The 17,350-nt window shown below is 43.2% G+C and carries 14 protein-coding genes; 8 read left to right on the plus strand and 6 right to left on the minus strand.

Going from position 1 to position 17,350, the window contains the following annotated elements; all coding sequences use genetic code 11:
• The first annotated feature begins 4 nt into the window (after positions 1 to 4).
• The 7 genes from ACXYMT_RS01135 (at position 5) to ACXYMT_RS01165 (ending at position 10,462) form a co-directional block, all read left to right on the plus strand.
• On the plus strand, positions 5 to 3,457 hold the full coding sequence (locus ACXYMT_RS01135) for an efflux RND transporter permease subunit (protein ID WP_459057255.1): 3,453 nt from the start codon (positions 5 to 7) through the stop codon (positions 3,455 to 3,457).
• 131 nt (positions 3,458 to 3,588) lie between these two features.
• Entirely contained in the window at positions 3,589 to 4,785 is a 1,197-nt protein-coding gene (locus tag ACXYMT_RS01140) for a glutamate-5-semialdehyde dehydrogenase (RefSeq protein ID WP_459057256.1), read from the plus strand.
• Positions 4,769 to 5,590 (plus strand): glutamate 5-kinase, encoded by an 822-nt coding sequence (gene proB / locus ACXYMT_RS01145; RefSeq protein WP_459057257.1) that lies wholly within the window; start codon positions 4,769 to 4,771, stop codon positions 5,588 to 5,590. The genes ACXYMT_RS01140 and proB overlap by 17 nt, the downstream gene beginning before the upstream one ends.
• A 746-nt stretch (positions 5,591 to 6,336) precedes the next feature.
• Positions 6,337 to 8,085, plus strand: a complete 1,749-nt coding sequence (gene aspS / locus ACXYMT_RS01150; protein ID WP_459057258.1) for an aspartate--tRNA ligase — start codon at positions 6,337 to 6,339, stop codon at positions 8,083 to 8,085.
• 39 nt (positions 8,086 to 8,124) lie between these two features.
• Complete coding sequence (locus ACXYMT_RS01155; protein ID WP_459057259.1) at positions 8,125 to 9,918, plus strand: chloride channel protein; 1,794 nt, start codon at positions 8,125 to 8,127, stop codon at positions 9,916 to 9,918.
• Positions 9,915 to 10,166 carry a hypothetical protein gene (locus tag ACXYMT_RS01160; RefSeq protein WP_459057260.1) on the plus strand — a complete coding sequence of 84 codons (252 nt, stop codon included), beginning with the start codon at positions 9,915 to 9,917 and terminating at the stop codon, positions 10,164 to 10,166. The genes ACXYMT_RS01155 and ACXYMT_RS01160 overlap by 4 nt, the downstream gene beginning before the upstream one ends.
• Before the next feature lie 101 nt (positions 10,167 to 10,267).
• Positions 10,268 to 10,462 carry a cold-shock protein gene (locus ACXYMT_RS01165; protein WP_324720441.1) on the plus strand — a complete coding sequence of 65 codons (195 nt, stop codon included), beginning with the start codon at positions 10,268 to 10,270 and terminating at the stop codon, positions 10,460 to 10,462.
• A gap of 59 nt (positions 10,463 to 10,521) precedes the next feature.
• On the opposite strand, the gene ACXYMT_RS01170 is transcribed toward ACXYMT_RS01165, so the two are convergent.
• Entirely contained in the window at positions 10,522 to 11,475 is a 954-nt protein-coding gene (locus ACXYMT_RS01170; protein WP_459057261.1) for an NAD-dependent epimerase/dehydratase family protein, read from the minus strand.
• 132 nt (positions 11,476 to 11,607) lie between these two features.
• Between ACXYMT_RS01170 and ACXYMT_RS01175 the strand changes: the two genes are divergently transcribed.
• A complete protein-coding gene (locus ACXYMT_RS01175) occupies positions 11,608 to 12,186 on the plus strand; it encodes a hypothetical protein (protein ID WP_459057262.1) in 579 nt (192 codons plus the stop codon).
• Between the two features lie 15 nt (positions 12,187 to 12,201).
• Here the strand turns inward: ACXYMT_RS01175 and ACXYMT_RS01180 are convergent, their stop codons facing one another.
• Genes ACXYMT_RS01180 through ACXYMT_RS01200 form a run of 5 tightly spaced genes read right to left on the minus strand, consistent with a single transcriptional unit; the run spans position 12,202 to position 17,217 of the window.
• The gene (locus ACXYMT_RS01180; RefSeq protein ID WP_459057263.1) at positions 12,202 to 12,516 is read right to left on the minus strand and encodes a hypothetical protein; all 315 of its coding nucleotides are present in this window, start codon (positions 12,514 to 12,516) and stop codon (positions 12,202 to 12,204) included.
• On the minus strand, positions 12,513 to 13,757 hold the full coding sequence (locus ACXYMT_RS01185) for a hypothetical protein (protein ID WP_459057264.1): 1,245 nt from the start codon (positions 13,755 to 13,757) through the stop codon (positions 12,513 to 12,515). The genes ACXYMT_RS01180 and ACXYMT_RS01185 overlap by 4 nt, the downstream gene beginning before the upstream one ends.
• A complete protein-coding gene (locus tag ACXYMT_RS01190) occupies positions 13,744 to 15,354 on the minus strand; it encodes a DUF4396 domain-containing protein (protein WP_459057265.1) in 1,611 nt (536 codons plus the stop codon). Before ACXYMT_RS01190 ends, ACXYMT_RS01185 begins: the two co-directional genes overlap by 14 nt.
• Before the next feature lie 11 nt (positions 15,355 to 15,365).
• The gene (locus tag ACXYMT_RS01195; RefSeq protein ID WP_459057266.1) at positions 15,366 to 15,707 is read right to left on the minus strand and encodes a hypothetical protein; all 342 of its coding nucleotides are present in this window, start codon (positions 15,705 to 15,707) and stop codon (positions 15,366 to 15,368) included.
• A 4-nt stretch (positions 15,708 to 15,711) separates the two neighbouring features.
• Positions 15,712 to 17,217 carry an FAD-dependent oxidoreductase gene (locus ACXYMT_RS01200; RefSeq protein WP_459057267.1) on the minus strand — a complete coding sequence of 502 codons (1,506 nt, stop codon included), beginning with the start codon at positions 17,215 to 17,217 and terminating at the stop codon, positions 15,712 to 15,714.
• Positions 17,218 to 17,350: the final 133 nt, after the last annotated feature.

Consider the following 17,350-nt stretch of genomic DNA (forward strand, 5'->3'; position numbering starts at 1 on the left):
AACTATGAAGTTAGATAAAGATTTTAAACTCTCATCCTGGGCCATTGACAACCGCATGACGGTGTACGTGATCATCGCCATCATTTTCGTGGGCGGGCTCATGTCTTATTACAGCATGCCAAGGGAGTCTTTCCCCGAGATCATTGAGACCAAGATATATGTGAGTTCGGTAAACCCGGGGAACTCGGCCCAGGATATTGAAAAGTTCATCACCGAACCTCTGGAGGAAGAATTTAACAATATTGCAGGGGTACAGGACATCTCCTCCACCACCCTTCAGGACTACTCCCTGGTCATTGTTGAATTTGACGAAGATATTTCTGTAGATGCAGCAAAGCAGAAGGTAAAAGACAAGGTCGATCAGGAAAAGGCAGCCACTACATGGCCAACATTGGATAATGGTGCCAAAGTGGAACCCAATGTTTTTGACCTGAACATTTCAGAAGAAATGCCTATTCTCAATGTCAACCTAACGGGTGATTATCCGGTTCAGAAATTAAAGGAATACGCAGAGTATTTACAGGACAGGATCGAGCTGCTTCCGCAGATCAAGGAAGCCTCGGTAAGGGGTGCCGAAGAAAAAGAAGTTGAGATCGCCGTTGATATCTATAAGATGACGGCTTCAAAAGTGAGCTTTCAGGACATCATTAGCGCCGTGAGCATGGAGAACCAAACCATCTCTGGCGGTAACGTGATCACCGGCGGAATACAAAAGAACATCCGGATCCTCGGCGAGGTAAGAGATCCTGAAGAGCTTAATAACATCATTGTAAAAAGAGAGGACGGAAATGTCTTTTTGAGAGATATAGCCGAGATTCGATTTCAGGAACAGGAACCTACTACTTTCGCAAGGGAGTACGGGGAACCTGTGGTGATGCTCGACATCAAGAAACGGGGCGGCAAGAACATGATCGAAGCTATTGACAATATCAAGCAGATCATTGAATACGAGCAAGAAACTTACCTACCCGAAGATCTTCATATCTCCTACTCCAATGACCAGTCAACCATCACTCAAAACATGGTGGATGACCTGGTGAACAACATAATTTTTGGGGTGATCCTGGTGGTCGTGGTGCTAATGTTCTTCCTTGGCTTTAGGAATGCGCTTTTCGTGGGGTTCGCTATCCCGCTTTCTATGTTCCTCTCCTTCATCATCCTTTCCAGCATGGGCTTTACCCTGAACACCATGGTGCTTTTCGCGCTGGTTATGGGACTTGGAATGCTGGTAGATAACGGGATCGTGGTGGTTGAGAACGTATACAGTCTTATGGACCAGGGCGTACCCCGTCTCAAGGCTGCCAAACAAGGTGTGGGCGAGATCGCATGGCCCATTATTGCCTCCACAGCCACTACCCTGGCAGCATTCTTCCCACTTGGATTGTGGCCGGGAACCATTGGAAAATTCATGATCTTTTTCCCTATTACCCTTTCTGTGGTTTTAGGTTCTTCTCTTTTCGTGGCGCTCATTATCAACTCAATGCTGACTTCGGAATATATGAAGACTGAAGAAAAGGAGTTGACAAAGAAAAAATTGATCCGCATAAGTGCCATTTTAGGAGGTACAGGTTTGATCCTGGTGATCGCCGGCTTCATTCTGGATTTTGGCTCTTTCAGGGCCATTGGAAATTTAGCTATCCTGTTTGCTCTCCTGCTTTGGTTCTATAAATATTTCCTTAGCACCTGGGTGGATTTTTTCCAGTACCGGGCCCTAAAAAAGCTGGAGAGGCAGTACGAATCTACACTTCGCTTCTCCCTGAAAGGAAAAAATTCTTACGTGGTTTTCTTCGGAACTTTGGGTATGTTGATCCTCTCGTTCATTCTTGTTGGAATTGTACAGCCGAAGGTTTTGTTCTTTCCGGAAAATGAACCTAACCAAATCATCACATATATCGAATTCCCTGAAGGAACCGATATAAGGAAGACCAATGAAGTGACCAAGCAGATCGAAAAACAGATCTATGACGTCATTGAGAAATATGAAGATGAGGATGGCTATAATTATATGGTAGAGTCGGCTATCTCACAGGTGGGACAGGGAGCCGGTAATCCGCAGACAGATGGTGGGCAGCAAAATGCGATGCCGCACAAAGGGAAAGTTACCTTATCAATGCGGGAATTTAAAGATCGTCGCGGAGTAAGGAGCAGCCATGTACTTTCTGAAGTGCGGGAGGCAGTGCAGGATTTCCCCGGGGCTTCAATTATTGTAGAGAAAGATGCCGCAGGTCCCCCTGTAGGTTACCCTGTAAATATTGAACTAAAAGGGGAAGATTACGAGCAAATGCTTATTGAAGCTGAACAACTTGTGAATTTCATACAGGAGCTCAATATCCCCGGGATCGAGGAACTTCAAATAGATGTTAACAAATCCAAGCCAGAACTCAATGTCACTGTAGACCGGGTGAAAGCCGGGCAGCTGGGAGTTTCTACTACTTCTGTTGGACAAACATTAAGACGTGCCATCTATGGAGAAGAGATCTCTACTTACAAAGAAGGAGATGAGGATTATCCTATAAACATCAGGTTCAATGAAGATTTCAGGTATGACGAAAATGCACTTTTCAATCAGCCGGTGACCTTCAAGAACCAGAATACCGGAGCATTAGTGCAGGTGCCTATTTCTTCAGTAACTAAAAAGGAACTTACCTCCTCTTTTAGTGCGATCAAGCGAAAAGATCTGAAAAGAGTGATCACAATTTATTCTAACGTGCTTGAAGGTTATAATGGGAATGCTATTGTAGAACAACTGCAGACGGAATTGACCGGATACGAACTTCCACAGGATATTTCCCTTCAATTCACGGGAGAACAGGAAAAACAACAGGAAAATATGTCCTTCTTATTAAAAGCTCTTTTAATAGGACTGGGCGGAATTCTGTTGATCCTGGTTGCACAGTTCAATTCCATCCCAAAGCCATTGATCATCCTCATGGCCGTATTCCTGTCCCTGGCAGGTGTGTTCCTTGGAATGGTCGTTTTCCAGATGGATTTCATCATTATCATGACCATGATGGGAATTATCTCCCTGGCGGGAATTGTAGTGAATAATGCCATAGTACTCGTGGATTACACCCAGATCCTCATTGACCGGAAAAAAGAAAGTCTTGGTCTCGACAATACAGACCTGCTGACTAAAGGGCAGTATTATGAAATGATCGTAGAAGGAGGTAAGTCAAGATTGCGGCCTGTACTTTTGACTGCCATAACGACAGTATTAGGGCTAATTCCGCTGGCAATAGGCTTAAATATTGACTTCTTTTCACTTTTTACAGATTATGATCCTAAAATTTATATTGGAGGTGATAATGTGATCTTCTGGGGACCACTGGCATGGACGGTGATCTTTGGGTTGATCTTCGCTACCTTCCTTACTCTCGTGGTAGTGCCCGCTATGCTTTACCTGGTGAACAGGGGGCGCGTGAGATTGCGAAACAGGAGAGAGAGAAGACTTGCCTAAAAAGGCATTTTTGACACCTATATATTAGAAGCCTCCGGAGTAATTCCGGAGGTTTTTTATTTAAATCGGACTATGGCAAAGTGTTTGGACACCTATAGGCGAGAAAAATAAGTTTAATTAAAAAACAACGAATGAACACTCAGTTAACCATTGATGAACGCAATGCCGTTTTAATTTCAATGGCAAATCTTGTGGAACAGGAAAAAGAGAACATTTTAAAAACCAATAAGATCGATCTGGATAATTATTCAGGTGACGATCTGGCCATGGAAGACAGGCTAAAAGTGGATGATTCCAAAATCGAAGGAATGATCGCTTCGTTAAAACATTTAGCTTCCCAGGAAGATCCTGTGGGAGTGGAGAGATTCAGCTTCAAGCATGAGAACGGAATGCAGGTCTACAACAGAACTGCTTCTTTTGGGACGGTAATGATCATTTACGAATCCCGGCCCGATGTGACTGTAGAAGCAGCAGGGATCGCCTTCAAATCGGGTAACAAGATCCTTCTGAAAGGTGGAAAAGAATCTCTAAATTCAAATCTGAAGATCGTCGAACTATGGCATAAAGCCCTTGAGGAGAACAACATTTCTCCAAACTGGGTAGAATATCTTCAGTTCAACAGAGAGGAAACCCAGGAATTTCTGAAAAATCCTTCTCAAAGAGTTGACTTGATCGTCCCTCGAGGTGGGGAGCGCCTTATAAAATTTGTAAAAGACAATTCTTCAGCTCAAGTGATCGTAAGTGGACGTGGAAATAATTTTGTTTATGTTCATGAAAACGCTGACACGAAAACAGCGCTTGACGTAATTCTCAACGGAAAAACAGGAAAAATTTCAGCCTGTAATGCAGTGGACAAGGTGTTGATCGATTCCGGGCTTCCTAATAAAAAAGAGTTTATAAATGAACTTTTAGACACTCTTAAAGAACATAATGTTGAGATCATTGCAGATCGTTCTCTTGAAGAGCTTGATGGCACAAGAACATTAAAGAGCGAAGATGAATGGTATGAGGAATTTCTTGACTACAAAGCCTTGATAGGGGAAGTAGATTCGGTTACCGAAGCTATTGCCAAGATCAACAAATACTCAGGAGGACACTCGGCCTCAATAATTTCAAAAGACGATAAAGCTGCGCAGAACTTCATGCAGAATGTGGATAATGCAGCAGTATATCACAACGCCTCTACAAGATTTACAGATGGAGGCCAGCTGGGACTTGGTGGAGAACTGGCGATAAGTACAGATAAGTTACACCAGCGAGGTCCTATTGGACTTCAGCATTTAGTAACCAATAAATGGTATATACACGGAAATGGACAAACTAGATAAAATTTTAGAACAGAATAACATAGAAATGGATACTCCAAAAAAGAAAAAGAGGATACTTTTAAAGTTAGGTTCTAATACACTAACCAAAGAAACCGACCATATTTCGAGAGGAAAGATCGAAGATATAGGCCGCCAAATCGCCGATCTTAAAGATGATTACGAATTTGTGATCATTAGTTCGGGCGCTGTAGCCGTCGCCAAGCAGTTCGTGAACCTTGAGCGCAGTGGTGAAAATATAGATGTAAAACAGGCTTTGGCCTCAATTGGTCAGCCTCACTTGATGCGTATATTCCAGGAGAGCTTTAGGGAACTTGGATTATTGATAGGGCAGTGTTTATTGTCGCCAAACGACTTTAGCAATGAAGATTCAAGGCAGAACATAGTCAATACGGTTAATGTGCTGGTGGAGAATGATTATATTCCTATCATCAATGAAAATGATACTTCTTCAACAGATGCCATCAAGTTTGGAGACAACGACAATCTTGCGGCACAAACGGCAGCATTGCTCGATGTAGATCTTTTTATTATCGCAACCAACACGCATGGAGTGTATAAAAAGGGATCTATTGAGGCTAAAACCCCTGAAACAATTCGCAAGGTGAATGACCTGGAAGAGTTGAAAAAAGAGGTGATGAGTGAGACCAAATCCACTCACGGTACCGGCGGAATGAGCTCAAAAGTTTCGGCTGCTGCAATTACGCAGAAAGCGAAGATCGAAACCTGGATCGTAAATGGCCTGGATGATAATTTCATCTTAAATGCTATTAATGACGAGGTGCATTTTACAAAGATTCATCACTAGAATCTGATTGAAATAGAATAAGAATGAAAGGCTGTGCAGAGATGTGCAGCCTTTTTTTTAAACCCCATAATTTCAAGCACCAAAATCCAATTACGATATAGTTTAGACCCACCAAAGTTTTCAATCTGTGGAATTGATAGAATAAAAACATTCAGCACCTTGCTTTTTTGAACTTTGGCAGATCTTTTTCATAAGAGTTCAACATCAAATTTCTATTTGGCCACCTGTCCCGTAGGGACAAAATGTGGGTAGAACAGAAAATATTCGTTTCATAATGTCCCGTAGGGACAACATATCGGTTTTTACACGTCCAGATTACAAGTCCGCGCCAATCAATGCAGGAAACAAAAGATTTCACACAAAGCTCACAAAGACAAAAATTAAGAGCACAAAGAATAATGGCTGAACCTGGTTCACTCGTCACGGATTAAAAATCCGCGCCAACAAATATTCGAATTCTGCCTCCTTGCCAGACCTGCCAAAGTTTTCATCGTGTGGAAATCAAAAGAGAATACATACGGAAATCTTGCCGGCGTAGAACTTTGACAGGTCTTTTTGATATCAACAGAGAAATACAAATAATTATTCGTGAATTCGTGGCCGAAATTTTTCTACAATACTTCCCAAAAATGTCATTTTTGACTCCCCTTTCATTTCCGAATTAACTTTTGGCCAATAACTTTTCTAATCTTCACGCAATCCCGCGATAACTTCTTATTTTTGCTGCTTCAAAAAAGATCAATTTTATGTACAGAAGCCATACCTGCGGGGAATTAAGATTAGAAGACAAGGGAAAGCAAGTGAAACTTTCCGGATGGGTGCAAAAGATCAGGGATAAAGGCTTTATGGTATGGGTTGATCTTAGAGACCGCTATGGGGTTACCCAGCTTATTTTTGACGAGGAGCGCACTGCAAAAGAGATGATGGAAAAGGCTTCTCAGCTGGGTCGCGAATTTGTGATCCAGGTTTTAGGAGAGGTTATTGAAAGAGTATCGAAGAACCCCAACATGCCTACAGGTGATGTGGAGATCCTGGTTTCCGAATTAAATATTTTGAACTCTGCACAACTTCCGCCCTTCACTATCGAAGATGAGACCGATGGCGGCGAAGACCTGCGCATGAAGTACAGGTATCTGGACATTCGCCGGAACCCGGTGAAGAATAAGTTGATCTTCCGCAGTAAAGTGGCGATGGAGGTGAGAAAATTTCTTGCTGAAAAAGGCTTTATTGAAGTGGAAACTCCGGTGTTGATCAAGTCGACGCCTGAAGGTGCCCGCGATTTTGTGGTGCCAAGCCGCATGAACGAAGGACAATTCTATGCTTTACCACAATCCCCGCAGACTTTCAAGCAGCTGCTCATGGTAGGCGGAATGGACAAATATTTCCAGATCGTAAAATGTTTCAGGGATGAAGACCTGCGGGCCGACCGCCAGCCTGAATTCACCCAGATCGATTGCGAAATGGCTTTTGTGGAACAGGAAGATATTTTAAACACTTTTGAAGATTTTACCCGTCACCTCATAAAGGAAGTTAAAGGAGTTGATGTGACTGAATTTCCAAGAATGACCTATGATGAGGCCATGAAAAAATATGGAAATGATAAGCCGGATATTCGCTTTGGAATGGAGTTCGGAGAACTGAATGATCTTGCAAAGAATAAAGGATTCAATGTCTTTGATCAACAGGAACTGGTAGTGGGGATCGCTGTTCCCAGTGCTGCTTCCTACACAAGAAAAGAAATTGACAAGCTTATCGAGTGGGTGAAGCGTCCGCAAATTGGCGCCAACGGATTAGTTTGGGCGAAATACAATGAAGATGGGAGTCTTAAATCTTCAGTAGATAAATTTTATTCAGAAGAGGATCTTAAAGCATGGGCAGAAAGAACCGGAGCTAAAGCCGGAGACCTTATCCTGGTAATGGCAGGAGATGCACATAAGACCAGAACCCAATTGAGTGCGCTGCGCATGCATTTAGGTAATGCCCTTGGATTGCGCAAGGCAGATGAATTTGCGCCGCTATGGGTGGTTGATTTTCCACTTTTAGAGTGGGATGAAGAAACGAACCGATACCACGCAATGCACCACCCTTTTACTTCCCCAAAACCTGAGGACATCAAGTTACTGGACACCGATCCGGGGAAAGTTCGTGCTAACGCTTATGATCTTATATTGAATGGAAATGAGATTGGCGGCGGATCAATAAGGATCCACGATAAAAAGACCCAGGCGATGATGTTCGATCACCTTGGTTTTACACCTGAAGAGGCAAAAGCACAGTTCGGATTCCTGATGGATGCCTTCCAGTACGGAGCTCCTCCCCATGGTGGAATAGCCTTTGGTTTTGACAGGCTGGTCGCAATACTTGGCGGTCAGGAGACCATCCGAGACTATATTGCCTTCCCAAAAAATAATTCAGGCAGAGATGTGATGATCGATGCTCCGGCTCAAATTAGCCAAGACCAACTTAAAGAGCTAAATTTGAAGGTGACACTATAGCAATAGAGCTGCACCTATAGACATATTACATAACCAACCATGCCGGGTAAAAAGAGGAAATCATTATTACTCAGGTTTTTGCTGTGGAGGACAAAGTATCTTTCGCACCGGCAATTCTTGTTGATCCTTAGCGCAGTAATTGGTTTCCTTTCTGGTCTTGTGGCTGTGGTTCTCAAGAATTTCACTCACTTTATTCAGTTGCTCCTGGAGGGAGAGTTGATCGTCAGGTATCACGACGCCTTCTACTTTATCTTCCCCCTGGTAGGACTGCTGCTTACTTATATCATTGTTAGGTTTGGAATAAGAAATAAGATCGGGAATGGAATTCCCACCACACTTTACGCCATCTCCCAGCGTAAAGGTTTGATAAGAAAATTTCAGTCTTACGCTTCTATGCTCACTGCACCGGTCACGGTTGGTTTTGGTGGATCTGTTGGACTTGAAGCACCAACGGTGATAACGGGTGCGGCAATCAGCTCCAACCTGTCCCGTATCTTTAAGATGAACCAGGCAACCCGTACCCTGCTCATAGGTTGTGCGGCTGCAGGTGCCATGTCCTCTTTATTCAAAGCGCCCATTGCGGCGATCATCTTTGCCATTGAAATTTTCGCCCTTGACCTTACGCTGGTTTCCATGATCCCGCTATTGCTGGCATCGGTTTCCGCTATCCTTACCTCCTATTTTTTCTTCGGAAATGACATCCTTTTACATTATTCTTTAACAGATGAATTTGATATTACTGAAGTACCGTTCTACATCCTGCTGGGAATAGTTGCTTCCATTTGTTCTGTATACTTTACTAAGATCTATTTCAGGCTCACAGGAAGATTTGATAAGATTGGATCCCCGTTGTTCCGGTTGTTGGTTGGGGGAGCAGGCCTGGGTATTCTGGTCTTTTTTATTCCGCCGCTTTACGGGGAAGGTTATGACGTGATCAATTCCCTTTTAAAAGGAGATTACCTGGCCGCTTTGGGCAGCAACCTCTTTGATGAATATCTTGATAATGTTCTTGTAGTAGTATTACTGCTTGCAGGTCTTGTAATTTTTAAGATCATCGCCACTGCCTTTACTATTGGTGCAGGCGGGGTGGGTGGAATATTTGCCCCTGTACTTTTTATGGGAAGTGCCATGGGACATTGTTTTGCTTTGATCTTTAATAATCTGGGGATCTTGAAAACTCCCCTATCTCTGAGTAATTTTACTTTGGTAGGAATGGCTGGTCTAATGGCAGGAATCATGCATGCCCCTCTTACTGCGATCTTCCTTATTGCCGAACTTACCCGTGGATATGATCTTTTTGTACCACTTATGATCACTGCCGCAATTTCCTTTGCGATCACAAATCAATTCCAACCACATTCTGTCTATACCATGGACCTGGCTTCCCGTGGCGAATTGATAACTCACAACAAGGACCAGGCGGTTTTGACCCTGCTGAATATCAATCAGGTGATAGAAAAGAATTTTGTTCCTTTAAATATTAATATGAATCTTGGAGATGTTATAAAGGAGGGGGTAGTAAAATCTTCACGGAATATTTTTCCGGTGCTAGACGACGATAAAGGTTTTAGAGGAATTATTCTTCTGGATGACTTGCGTCCCATCATGTTTCAGCAGAATTTATACGACGAAGTTAAAGTAAGCGAGATCATGCAGAGTGCGCCCGAAATTATTTATCTTGACAGGGACAGGATGAGCGATGTGATGAACAAATTTCAGCAAAGTACAGCATGGAATCTGCCTGTCGTAAAAGATGATAAATATGTTGGATTTGTTTCAAAATCGAAGTTATTGACTGCATACAGACAAAAATTAATTGAAGTTACAGTATGAAAACATTAGGAATTCTAACTCAAATAGTTGCCATTTTAATAGGAATTTCCTTCCTCATAGGATTTTATATCATGCAGGTCGAGAATGACGAAGTTTTAGGAGACAGGATTATTGGACTCACGGTATTGGCCAGTGTCTTTATCCTTTTACCTATGTTCCTGGTGCTTCGCTGGAGAGGGAAAAAATTAAAAGATTACACTCTTTCCGACGAAAACCTGAAAAAAATGAAAGACAAAAAAAAGGAGTAACTGCCACATTTTAAAATTTTTAGAAATAAATAACAATTTGATTAAGGGCCATTTCAATTATTAGATTATGTTTGTACTTTATTAATTATTATTTTTTTACAATGGAAGGTACAGTTAAATTTTTCAATGAGTCTAAAGGTTACGGATTCATCACCAACGACGACACAGGAAGAGACATCTTCGTTCACGTTACCGGGTTAAATGGTGAAACACTTAACGAAGGTGATAAAGTTGAGTACGTTGAAGAAGAAGGAAGAAAAGGATTGACCGCAACTAGAGTGCGTGTTATCAGCTAATCATATTAGTTTTTATTCTATCAAAAAGTCCTGCATGGTGTGCAGGACTTTTTTTGTGTCTATACGTGATGTAGTTCTTTTATCCCTTCCAGCATTTCGGAAGTCATTTTGTCAAGATCAAATTCGTGCTTCCAACCCCAATCTTCCCTTGCGCTGGAATCGTCAATACTTGAAGGCCAGGAATCGGCTATAGCCTGCCGGAAATCCGGATTGTAAGATATTTCGAATTCCGGAATATGGTTTCTTATAGAAGCCGCAAGAGTTTCGGGAGTGAAATTTAAAGCCGAAAGGTTATACGAGGAACGGATCTTTACATTCTCTGCGGGAGCTTCCATTAATGAGATTGTGGCTCTAATTGCATCATCCATGAACATCATGGGTAGCTCGGTATCTTCCTTTAAGAACGAGGTATATTTTCCCGTTTTTAGAGCTTCGTGATATATTTCCACAGCATAATCTGTAGTTCCCCCACCCGGAAGGGTTTTATAACTTATGAGCCCGGGATAACGAATGCTGCGCACATCTACTCCGAACTTTCGGTTATAATATTCACACCAGCGTTCCCCCGATTGTTTGCTTATACCGTAGACTGTAGTAGGCTCCATAATTGTTGTTTGTGGAGTATTGTGTTTTGGCGTGGTGGGCCCAAAAACAGCAATACTGGACGGCCAGAAAACCTTGTCGATCTTTCCGTCTTTTGCCAGGTTAAGAACATGGAATAAAGAATCCATGTTTAGGTGCCAGCCTTTCATGGGAAATTTTTCGGCAGTGGCGCTTAACATAGCTGCCATTAGGTAGACCTCATCCACCTCATACTGTATCACAAGATCTTCAATTTGATTGTAATTGGTAGCATCGGCTATTTCGAAAGGGCCCGATGCCATAAGTTCTGCATTTCCCTCACGAATGTCACAGGCAATAATATTTGAATTGCCGTGCTTTTCACGCAATGCCATAGTAAGTTCGGTTCCTATTTGCCCGCAAGCACCAATTATCAATATCTTTGAAGCCATAAAAGTTTTCTGTTTTCGAGTAGAAGCAAAGATATCTATTTCGGGATAGATGGAAAATTCCGCAGCCTTAAATCACACCTTCCGGAAGAATAATAATGCAGATTTTTTCCTTTAAAAGCATACCTTTAAAAAATGAGAAAAATACTTTCCTTTTTTGTGATCATTTCTTTATTCGCCTGTGACGAAAAGGAGAATAGTTCGCAAAAGGCACCTATACAAAGTAAGACTTCCTTCTCCGACCAACTGGAAGTTAACTCCAATCGTACAGTAAATCTACTCCCCCAGGCGAGACAATTAGCGGGGGAATGGATTGCTTATGCCACAGCACAGAATGAGATCCAAAATCTGGAGCGCAGCACAGGACAGGAGATCATGGGATCCTCCAATAACCTTGTGCAGATCATGGAAACTCTTCAAAGTTCAATACCCGACACCTTGCGAAGCAATGCAGTAGAGGCGCGGGTGAATGTGCTTTATACAAAGGCGCGGGTGCTACAGCAACTATCAAATAAAAAACAGAAGAATCCAGACGAGATCTTTGAAGTAGCCGAAGACCTCGTAGTGGAATTCGATAATTTTAAACTTCAGCTAAACGAACTATTTCTCAAAACACCCGAAAATTTCGAGATGGAGCTGGATGAGGAATTTGAGGAATCTCTGGAACCCGACAGTACCGGAACAATCCCGCTTTTTAGAGAGGTTGATATATAGGACATTAATTTCCTCCTAGCGCCTGCTTCTGTCTTCCTTTAATATTCGGTGAACTCCAAAAAGGCTGCCAATCAAGCCTCCCAGAGCAACACCTACACCGGCAAAGGTTATGGTTGTAGTTCCTACAAAGGGTGCAGAGAGCTGGCCCAGGTCTACTATCGCCCAGGATCCTTCAGCTATTAAATAACCCACTACGCCAAGAGCAAGGCCAACAATTAACGCCCCTATTAAAGCAGCATGGAGAATTATTGGCTTATAGATTACTGCGTGCGGACCTTCATTCGTGAAACCCGCTTTTAAGTCTTTTTCTCTTTTCTCGGTTTCTTTCATAGTTCAGAATTTACAACGGTCGTATCGGTCATCTGTGTAGGTGTTTCTTTTTGATCAAATGGTGACAAATGACCATCTATTTGCAACTGCAGCTCCCGGGAAATGATCTCGTTATTTCCAATGATCCACCCGAAATTAAGTATGGTTTCTTGTGGATTTGCCGGAAAGGGTTTTACCATTTCCAGATATTTTACTACTGCATCGGGCAGCTTATCCTGCTCAACCAGGAGGATTGGGCCGTGTTTACCCATGTGCCCTAAAACAGCAGCAGGAATTGTTCCCAGTACATTTTCGGCATTTGAAAAGATGTAGTTGTGCCCTGCCTGTGCGATTCCCCAGCCAAAACCACGGGGTGCCCAACCCCAGCCCCAGCCAAAATTTCTACCATAACCTTTGTAGCCGGCATTTACTGTATTGGATGCGTAAACATTCGGTCCTGCAACTCTACGTACCAGTCCAAAACGTCCAAGTTCTTTTACTACCTTATCTGAAACTACCTCAGAATTTCCTGTAACATACATATACGCCCCGTGATCTCCATAGCGTCTGCGAAGGATCTCTTTTGTAGCCGCAGGTACACTGTCCCTGTAGACCCAGGCGAATCCGCGACCCATATGCGCATTCCAACCCATAGCTCCCATTCCATGTTTAATTCCATCGGGATGATCAATAGCGGAGATCACCACCTCATCGGGGTGATTTGCTTTTAATGCTGCCTGCCAGCGGTCGAGAATTTCAGCTAGAATTATGGGATTGTTTTTATAGAAAGTTCGTACCTCATATCCCAATTCTTCTCTAATTCGCTCTACTTCAGCCGGAGGCACATTTACAGCATAGACCTGCTTTCTGCCATCGGACATTACTCCGTCCGGCTTCAGGCGTTTCATTTCAGCAAAGGTCGCTTCAGAAATATTACCTTGTTCATTCAGATAAAGCATGGGAGCATTGACCGGCATGTGAGTTACCCGATGCATGGTGGTGAAGGCTATTTCTTCATCCTGGGGCACAAGGATAATAGCACCAACGGCATTGTCTTCCCTTGTGGCCGGATATACGGTCTGTGTCAAAATGATCGCCTGTGTTTCGGGATCACCTCCCGGCAGCCTTACTGTAAAGGCGGTTACCGAGGCCTCTTCCTGCAACGGCAGGTTGGTATTTGCCGGCGGACCTTCAGATTTTCCGCAGGAATAGAAAACGAATGCAATAAGAGCTGTTAATATTGTTCTTCTAGCGGTTACCATGCTTGATATTTTTTCTTATCATTATTGAATTCAGCGGCCATGCAACAAGAAATCCTACAAAAGATGCGATCCACAGTGTTCCAAACCACAGGATATCATCTTCTTTCGGCATCATGGGAATATGGCTCATCATCATCCACCAGCTTACCGTCATCATTCCCAAACTTACGGCAGTCATACTTAAAAATGCCACTTTTAGGCCCTTTAGCAAGATCATTCCGTCTTTCATTTCCATCATTGCATTCTTCATTGGATACTGCACCAGGAAGATCACCAGAATCAAAGCTCCCAGGTACATCCCAAACATCATAATCGGCATCCCTGCACCCGCCCAAAATATTGTGTCATTGATCCCTTCGGAAAAGAAAATCGGAAAGCCAAAGTAGGCGAAAATATAGGCTACTGCGATCATTGCAGGAGCTCCATAGCCAAAGCCCATCATGGTGGCCGATGCAGCCTGAACTCCCGGTGGCCTTAACCAGCGGGTCATCATCCCTTCAAAATAAACCGGGCGACGATATGCATTAAGGTAAAGAATTACCCCCAGGATTGGTACCAGTGCTGCACCCAGCGTCCAGGCGATCTTTATTGGCGCCATCACTTCGGGTAATGTATAAGAGGAATGGATAAGGACAAAAAAGGCGCCTGCAATTCCTAAAGCAATGAAAATAATAGCTATTGCTTCCATTGGTCCCAGAGCCACTGCCCCCATATCTGCATATGGTGCTTTTTCTACTGAAAAATCAAGGCGCGACTGTCCTTTGTAGCTCAACCTGTCACTTACCACCCAAAAATGCCTGAATGGACCTTCGGAAGGTGTAACAAACCAGTCCGATCTTTGTGACCAGATGTAAGAATCAGTTATTGCCGGAAGACCTCCATTATCGCCGGCATAAAGTAGAGCTGCAGAGTTGGATTTTGCCAAAGTTAGTGCAGCGAGTCCGTTTAAAGCATCTGCGGGAGTTGTGACTACGTATTGAAAGTAACCATTTCGCCTTTCGTGCTTTCTCCCCCACCCGAATTCCGTTTCTTCATCACGATACTTAGCTATTTCTACTGCTAATTCTGCCGGACTCGAGGCCGAAATCTCCACAACTTCACCAATTCCCTCCAGGTTCCTGAAGTTACCGGACCCCACAGCAAAGATCTTGCGGCCTTGCAGAAGATCCAGATTCGCTTCCAATTCATCGCTAAACACCAGCGGAGAATTATTATATGCTGCATAAAAGATGGCCGGAAGGGCCCATGCCAACGCATTTTCTTCGTCGGTGGAAATAACAACTACATGCCTGGCCTGCGGATCTGGAGTTATACTTTGTTTCACAAATTCTTTCCAGTTTTCAGCTGTAGGAACAAAAGAAGCCGTTCTTGCTTCCTCATAGGGTATACTCTCTGTTAACTGGGAGAAGACCGCCGTTGCACCACCTTTTAGCCGGGTTGTGTTCTTCATGTGCAGAGTAAGCCTGCCTTCTTCAGGATCGTGATGCGGTTTTACCAAACCCGCAACATCAACACCTTCCTTAATGGTTAGTAAGATCCCAAAACTTAAAACGAGTAAAATAAAAACTGCTAATACAGGATAAGTCCAACGTATCATTATTAAAATATTTAGTGCAAAACATGTATGAGGATCCAGGCCAGCCCACCGAGTCCCACGCTTCCGTGAACTACTGCAAGCCATTTTGGAACATTCTTGTGTCTCAGATCCCGCGAGAACATATAGAATCCAACCAATGCTGCGATAGAAAATACAATTAAACTATCCCAGTGTTTATGGTGGCGTTCTGTGGTCAAAGCGAAAATCAACAAGACCAGGATTCCGATAATGGCGGCGGCGCCGTGAGCAAAAACAATTGCCTTGGGCGGGATCTTATGATCAAGTACATAGGTGAGTAAATAGCCGCCAAGAAAAACGGCAATGGCAATAAGTACTACCGCGGTAATAACCATAGCTCTATTTTTTTGGATTCATATTTCGTTTATCAAGAGGAGAAAAGGCAGGGCCTTCGATTACTTCTCCCGTAGCCTGGAACCTGCTTCCATGGCAAGGGCAATCCCATGATTTCTCGGCGTCATTCCAGTCTACTATACAATCCATGTGAGTGCAAACTGCCGACTGGCAATGCAGCTTCCCCGTTTCATCTTTATAGACAGCCCATTTCTCATCGTCAACTTCTACTACTTTACCCTGGCCTAATGCTATCTCCTTGAAGGAGTCAGCTTCAGCTTTTCCGGGTAAATCTTTTAGATACTGCTTGGCTACATTGAAATTCTCTTTGATGAAGTTCTTAGCCGATTTTAACGGTGTAAATCTTGAAGCTTTGTAAAGATCCCTCCATTCATTTTCCCTGTCGTTTAGCTGATCATCGAGGATCATTGCAGAAAGTACTCCGTAGGTAAGCCCATCTGTAGAAAAACCTGTAGCCAGATATATATTGTCGTCTGAACTTTCCCCTATATAAGGCAATCCATCTGCAGGTTTATAGTGTTGAGCACTCCATTTATATTCGATCTCATCCACATCAAAGTAGCGTCTCGCGTTATGCTCAAGCTTCTTGAAAAAGCGGCTGTAATTATCCTCCTGTCCTACTTTGTGGTGCCCTCCAAGTACAAGTACATAATTGTCGGCACCCTTACTGTAAGTTCGGAGCGAGGTATGAAAATCGGCTTCGGTGTCCCAATAGATCCCATCAGGGAAATCGCCCGATTTTAATTTAGCGGCAATTGCGTACTCTCTATAAGGATAAAGAGCTGTTTGCAGACCGTAAATTCCTTTGGGAGTATGGGTCGCTAAAATGACTTTTTTGGCAGTCACTGTTCCGGAAGAAGTTGAAAGCACCAACTCCTCCTCCTTTTCAATATGATGTACTTCGGAATTTTCGAAGATCTGGCAATTTGAAGTATCTATCTTTTCTGCCAAACCTCGAACAAAAGCAGCCGGATTGAACTGTGCCTGGTCTTCTACTTTTATCGCCTTGCTCACTTTTACGGGAATCGGCAGTTCATGCAGTTCCTCTACAGGCAAACCATAACTTGACGCGGCATCTATTTCCTGTTCTATGGTTTTATCTTTCTTATCTGTCTCGCTGAACAGGTACCAGGGCACCCGTTTGAAACTACAATCTAGCTGATGCTCGTTCACAAGTTCCTCAACCAGGTTCACAGCCCGTGCCCGCGACTTTGCCACCCTGGATGCAGTTTCCTTATCCCATTTACTCTGGATGTGGTGCAAACGTTTGTCTACCATTGCGTAGAGGTTCCCGGTAGAATCCCCTGTTGTACCTCCACTAATGGTACCGGCCTCCAGCAACACTACTTTCTTACCCGACCGGGACAAAAGATAAGCTGCAGTTACTCCCGTAATCCCACCTCCTATAATGGCAATTTCGGTTTCTATATTTCCGTTAAGCGCAGGGAAATTTGTTTTTGAAGCTGTTGATTTCCAGATAGATCTTGTCATAGGTTGGCTTTTCTATTAAATTTAATAACCGATCTTCCTGCTGCCAATTCTTTTTCGTTAGTTTTTTGTTAATCCTGCAGTAAACTTTTTATGACTTGTAACATTATTAACAGATCTTCGTCTTAGAATAAAC

Source organism: Salinimicrobium sp. CAU 1759, from assembly GCF_054482715.1.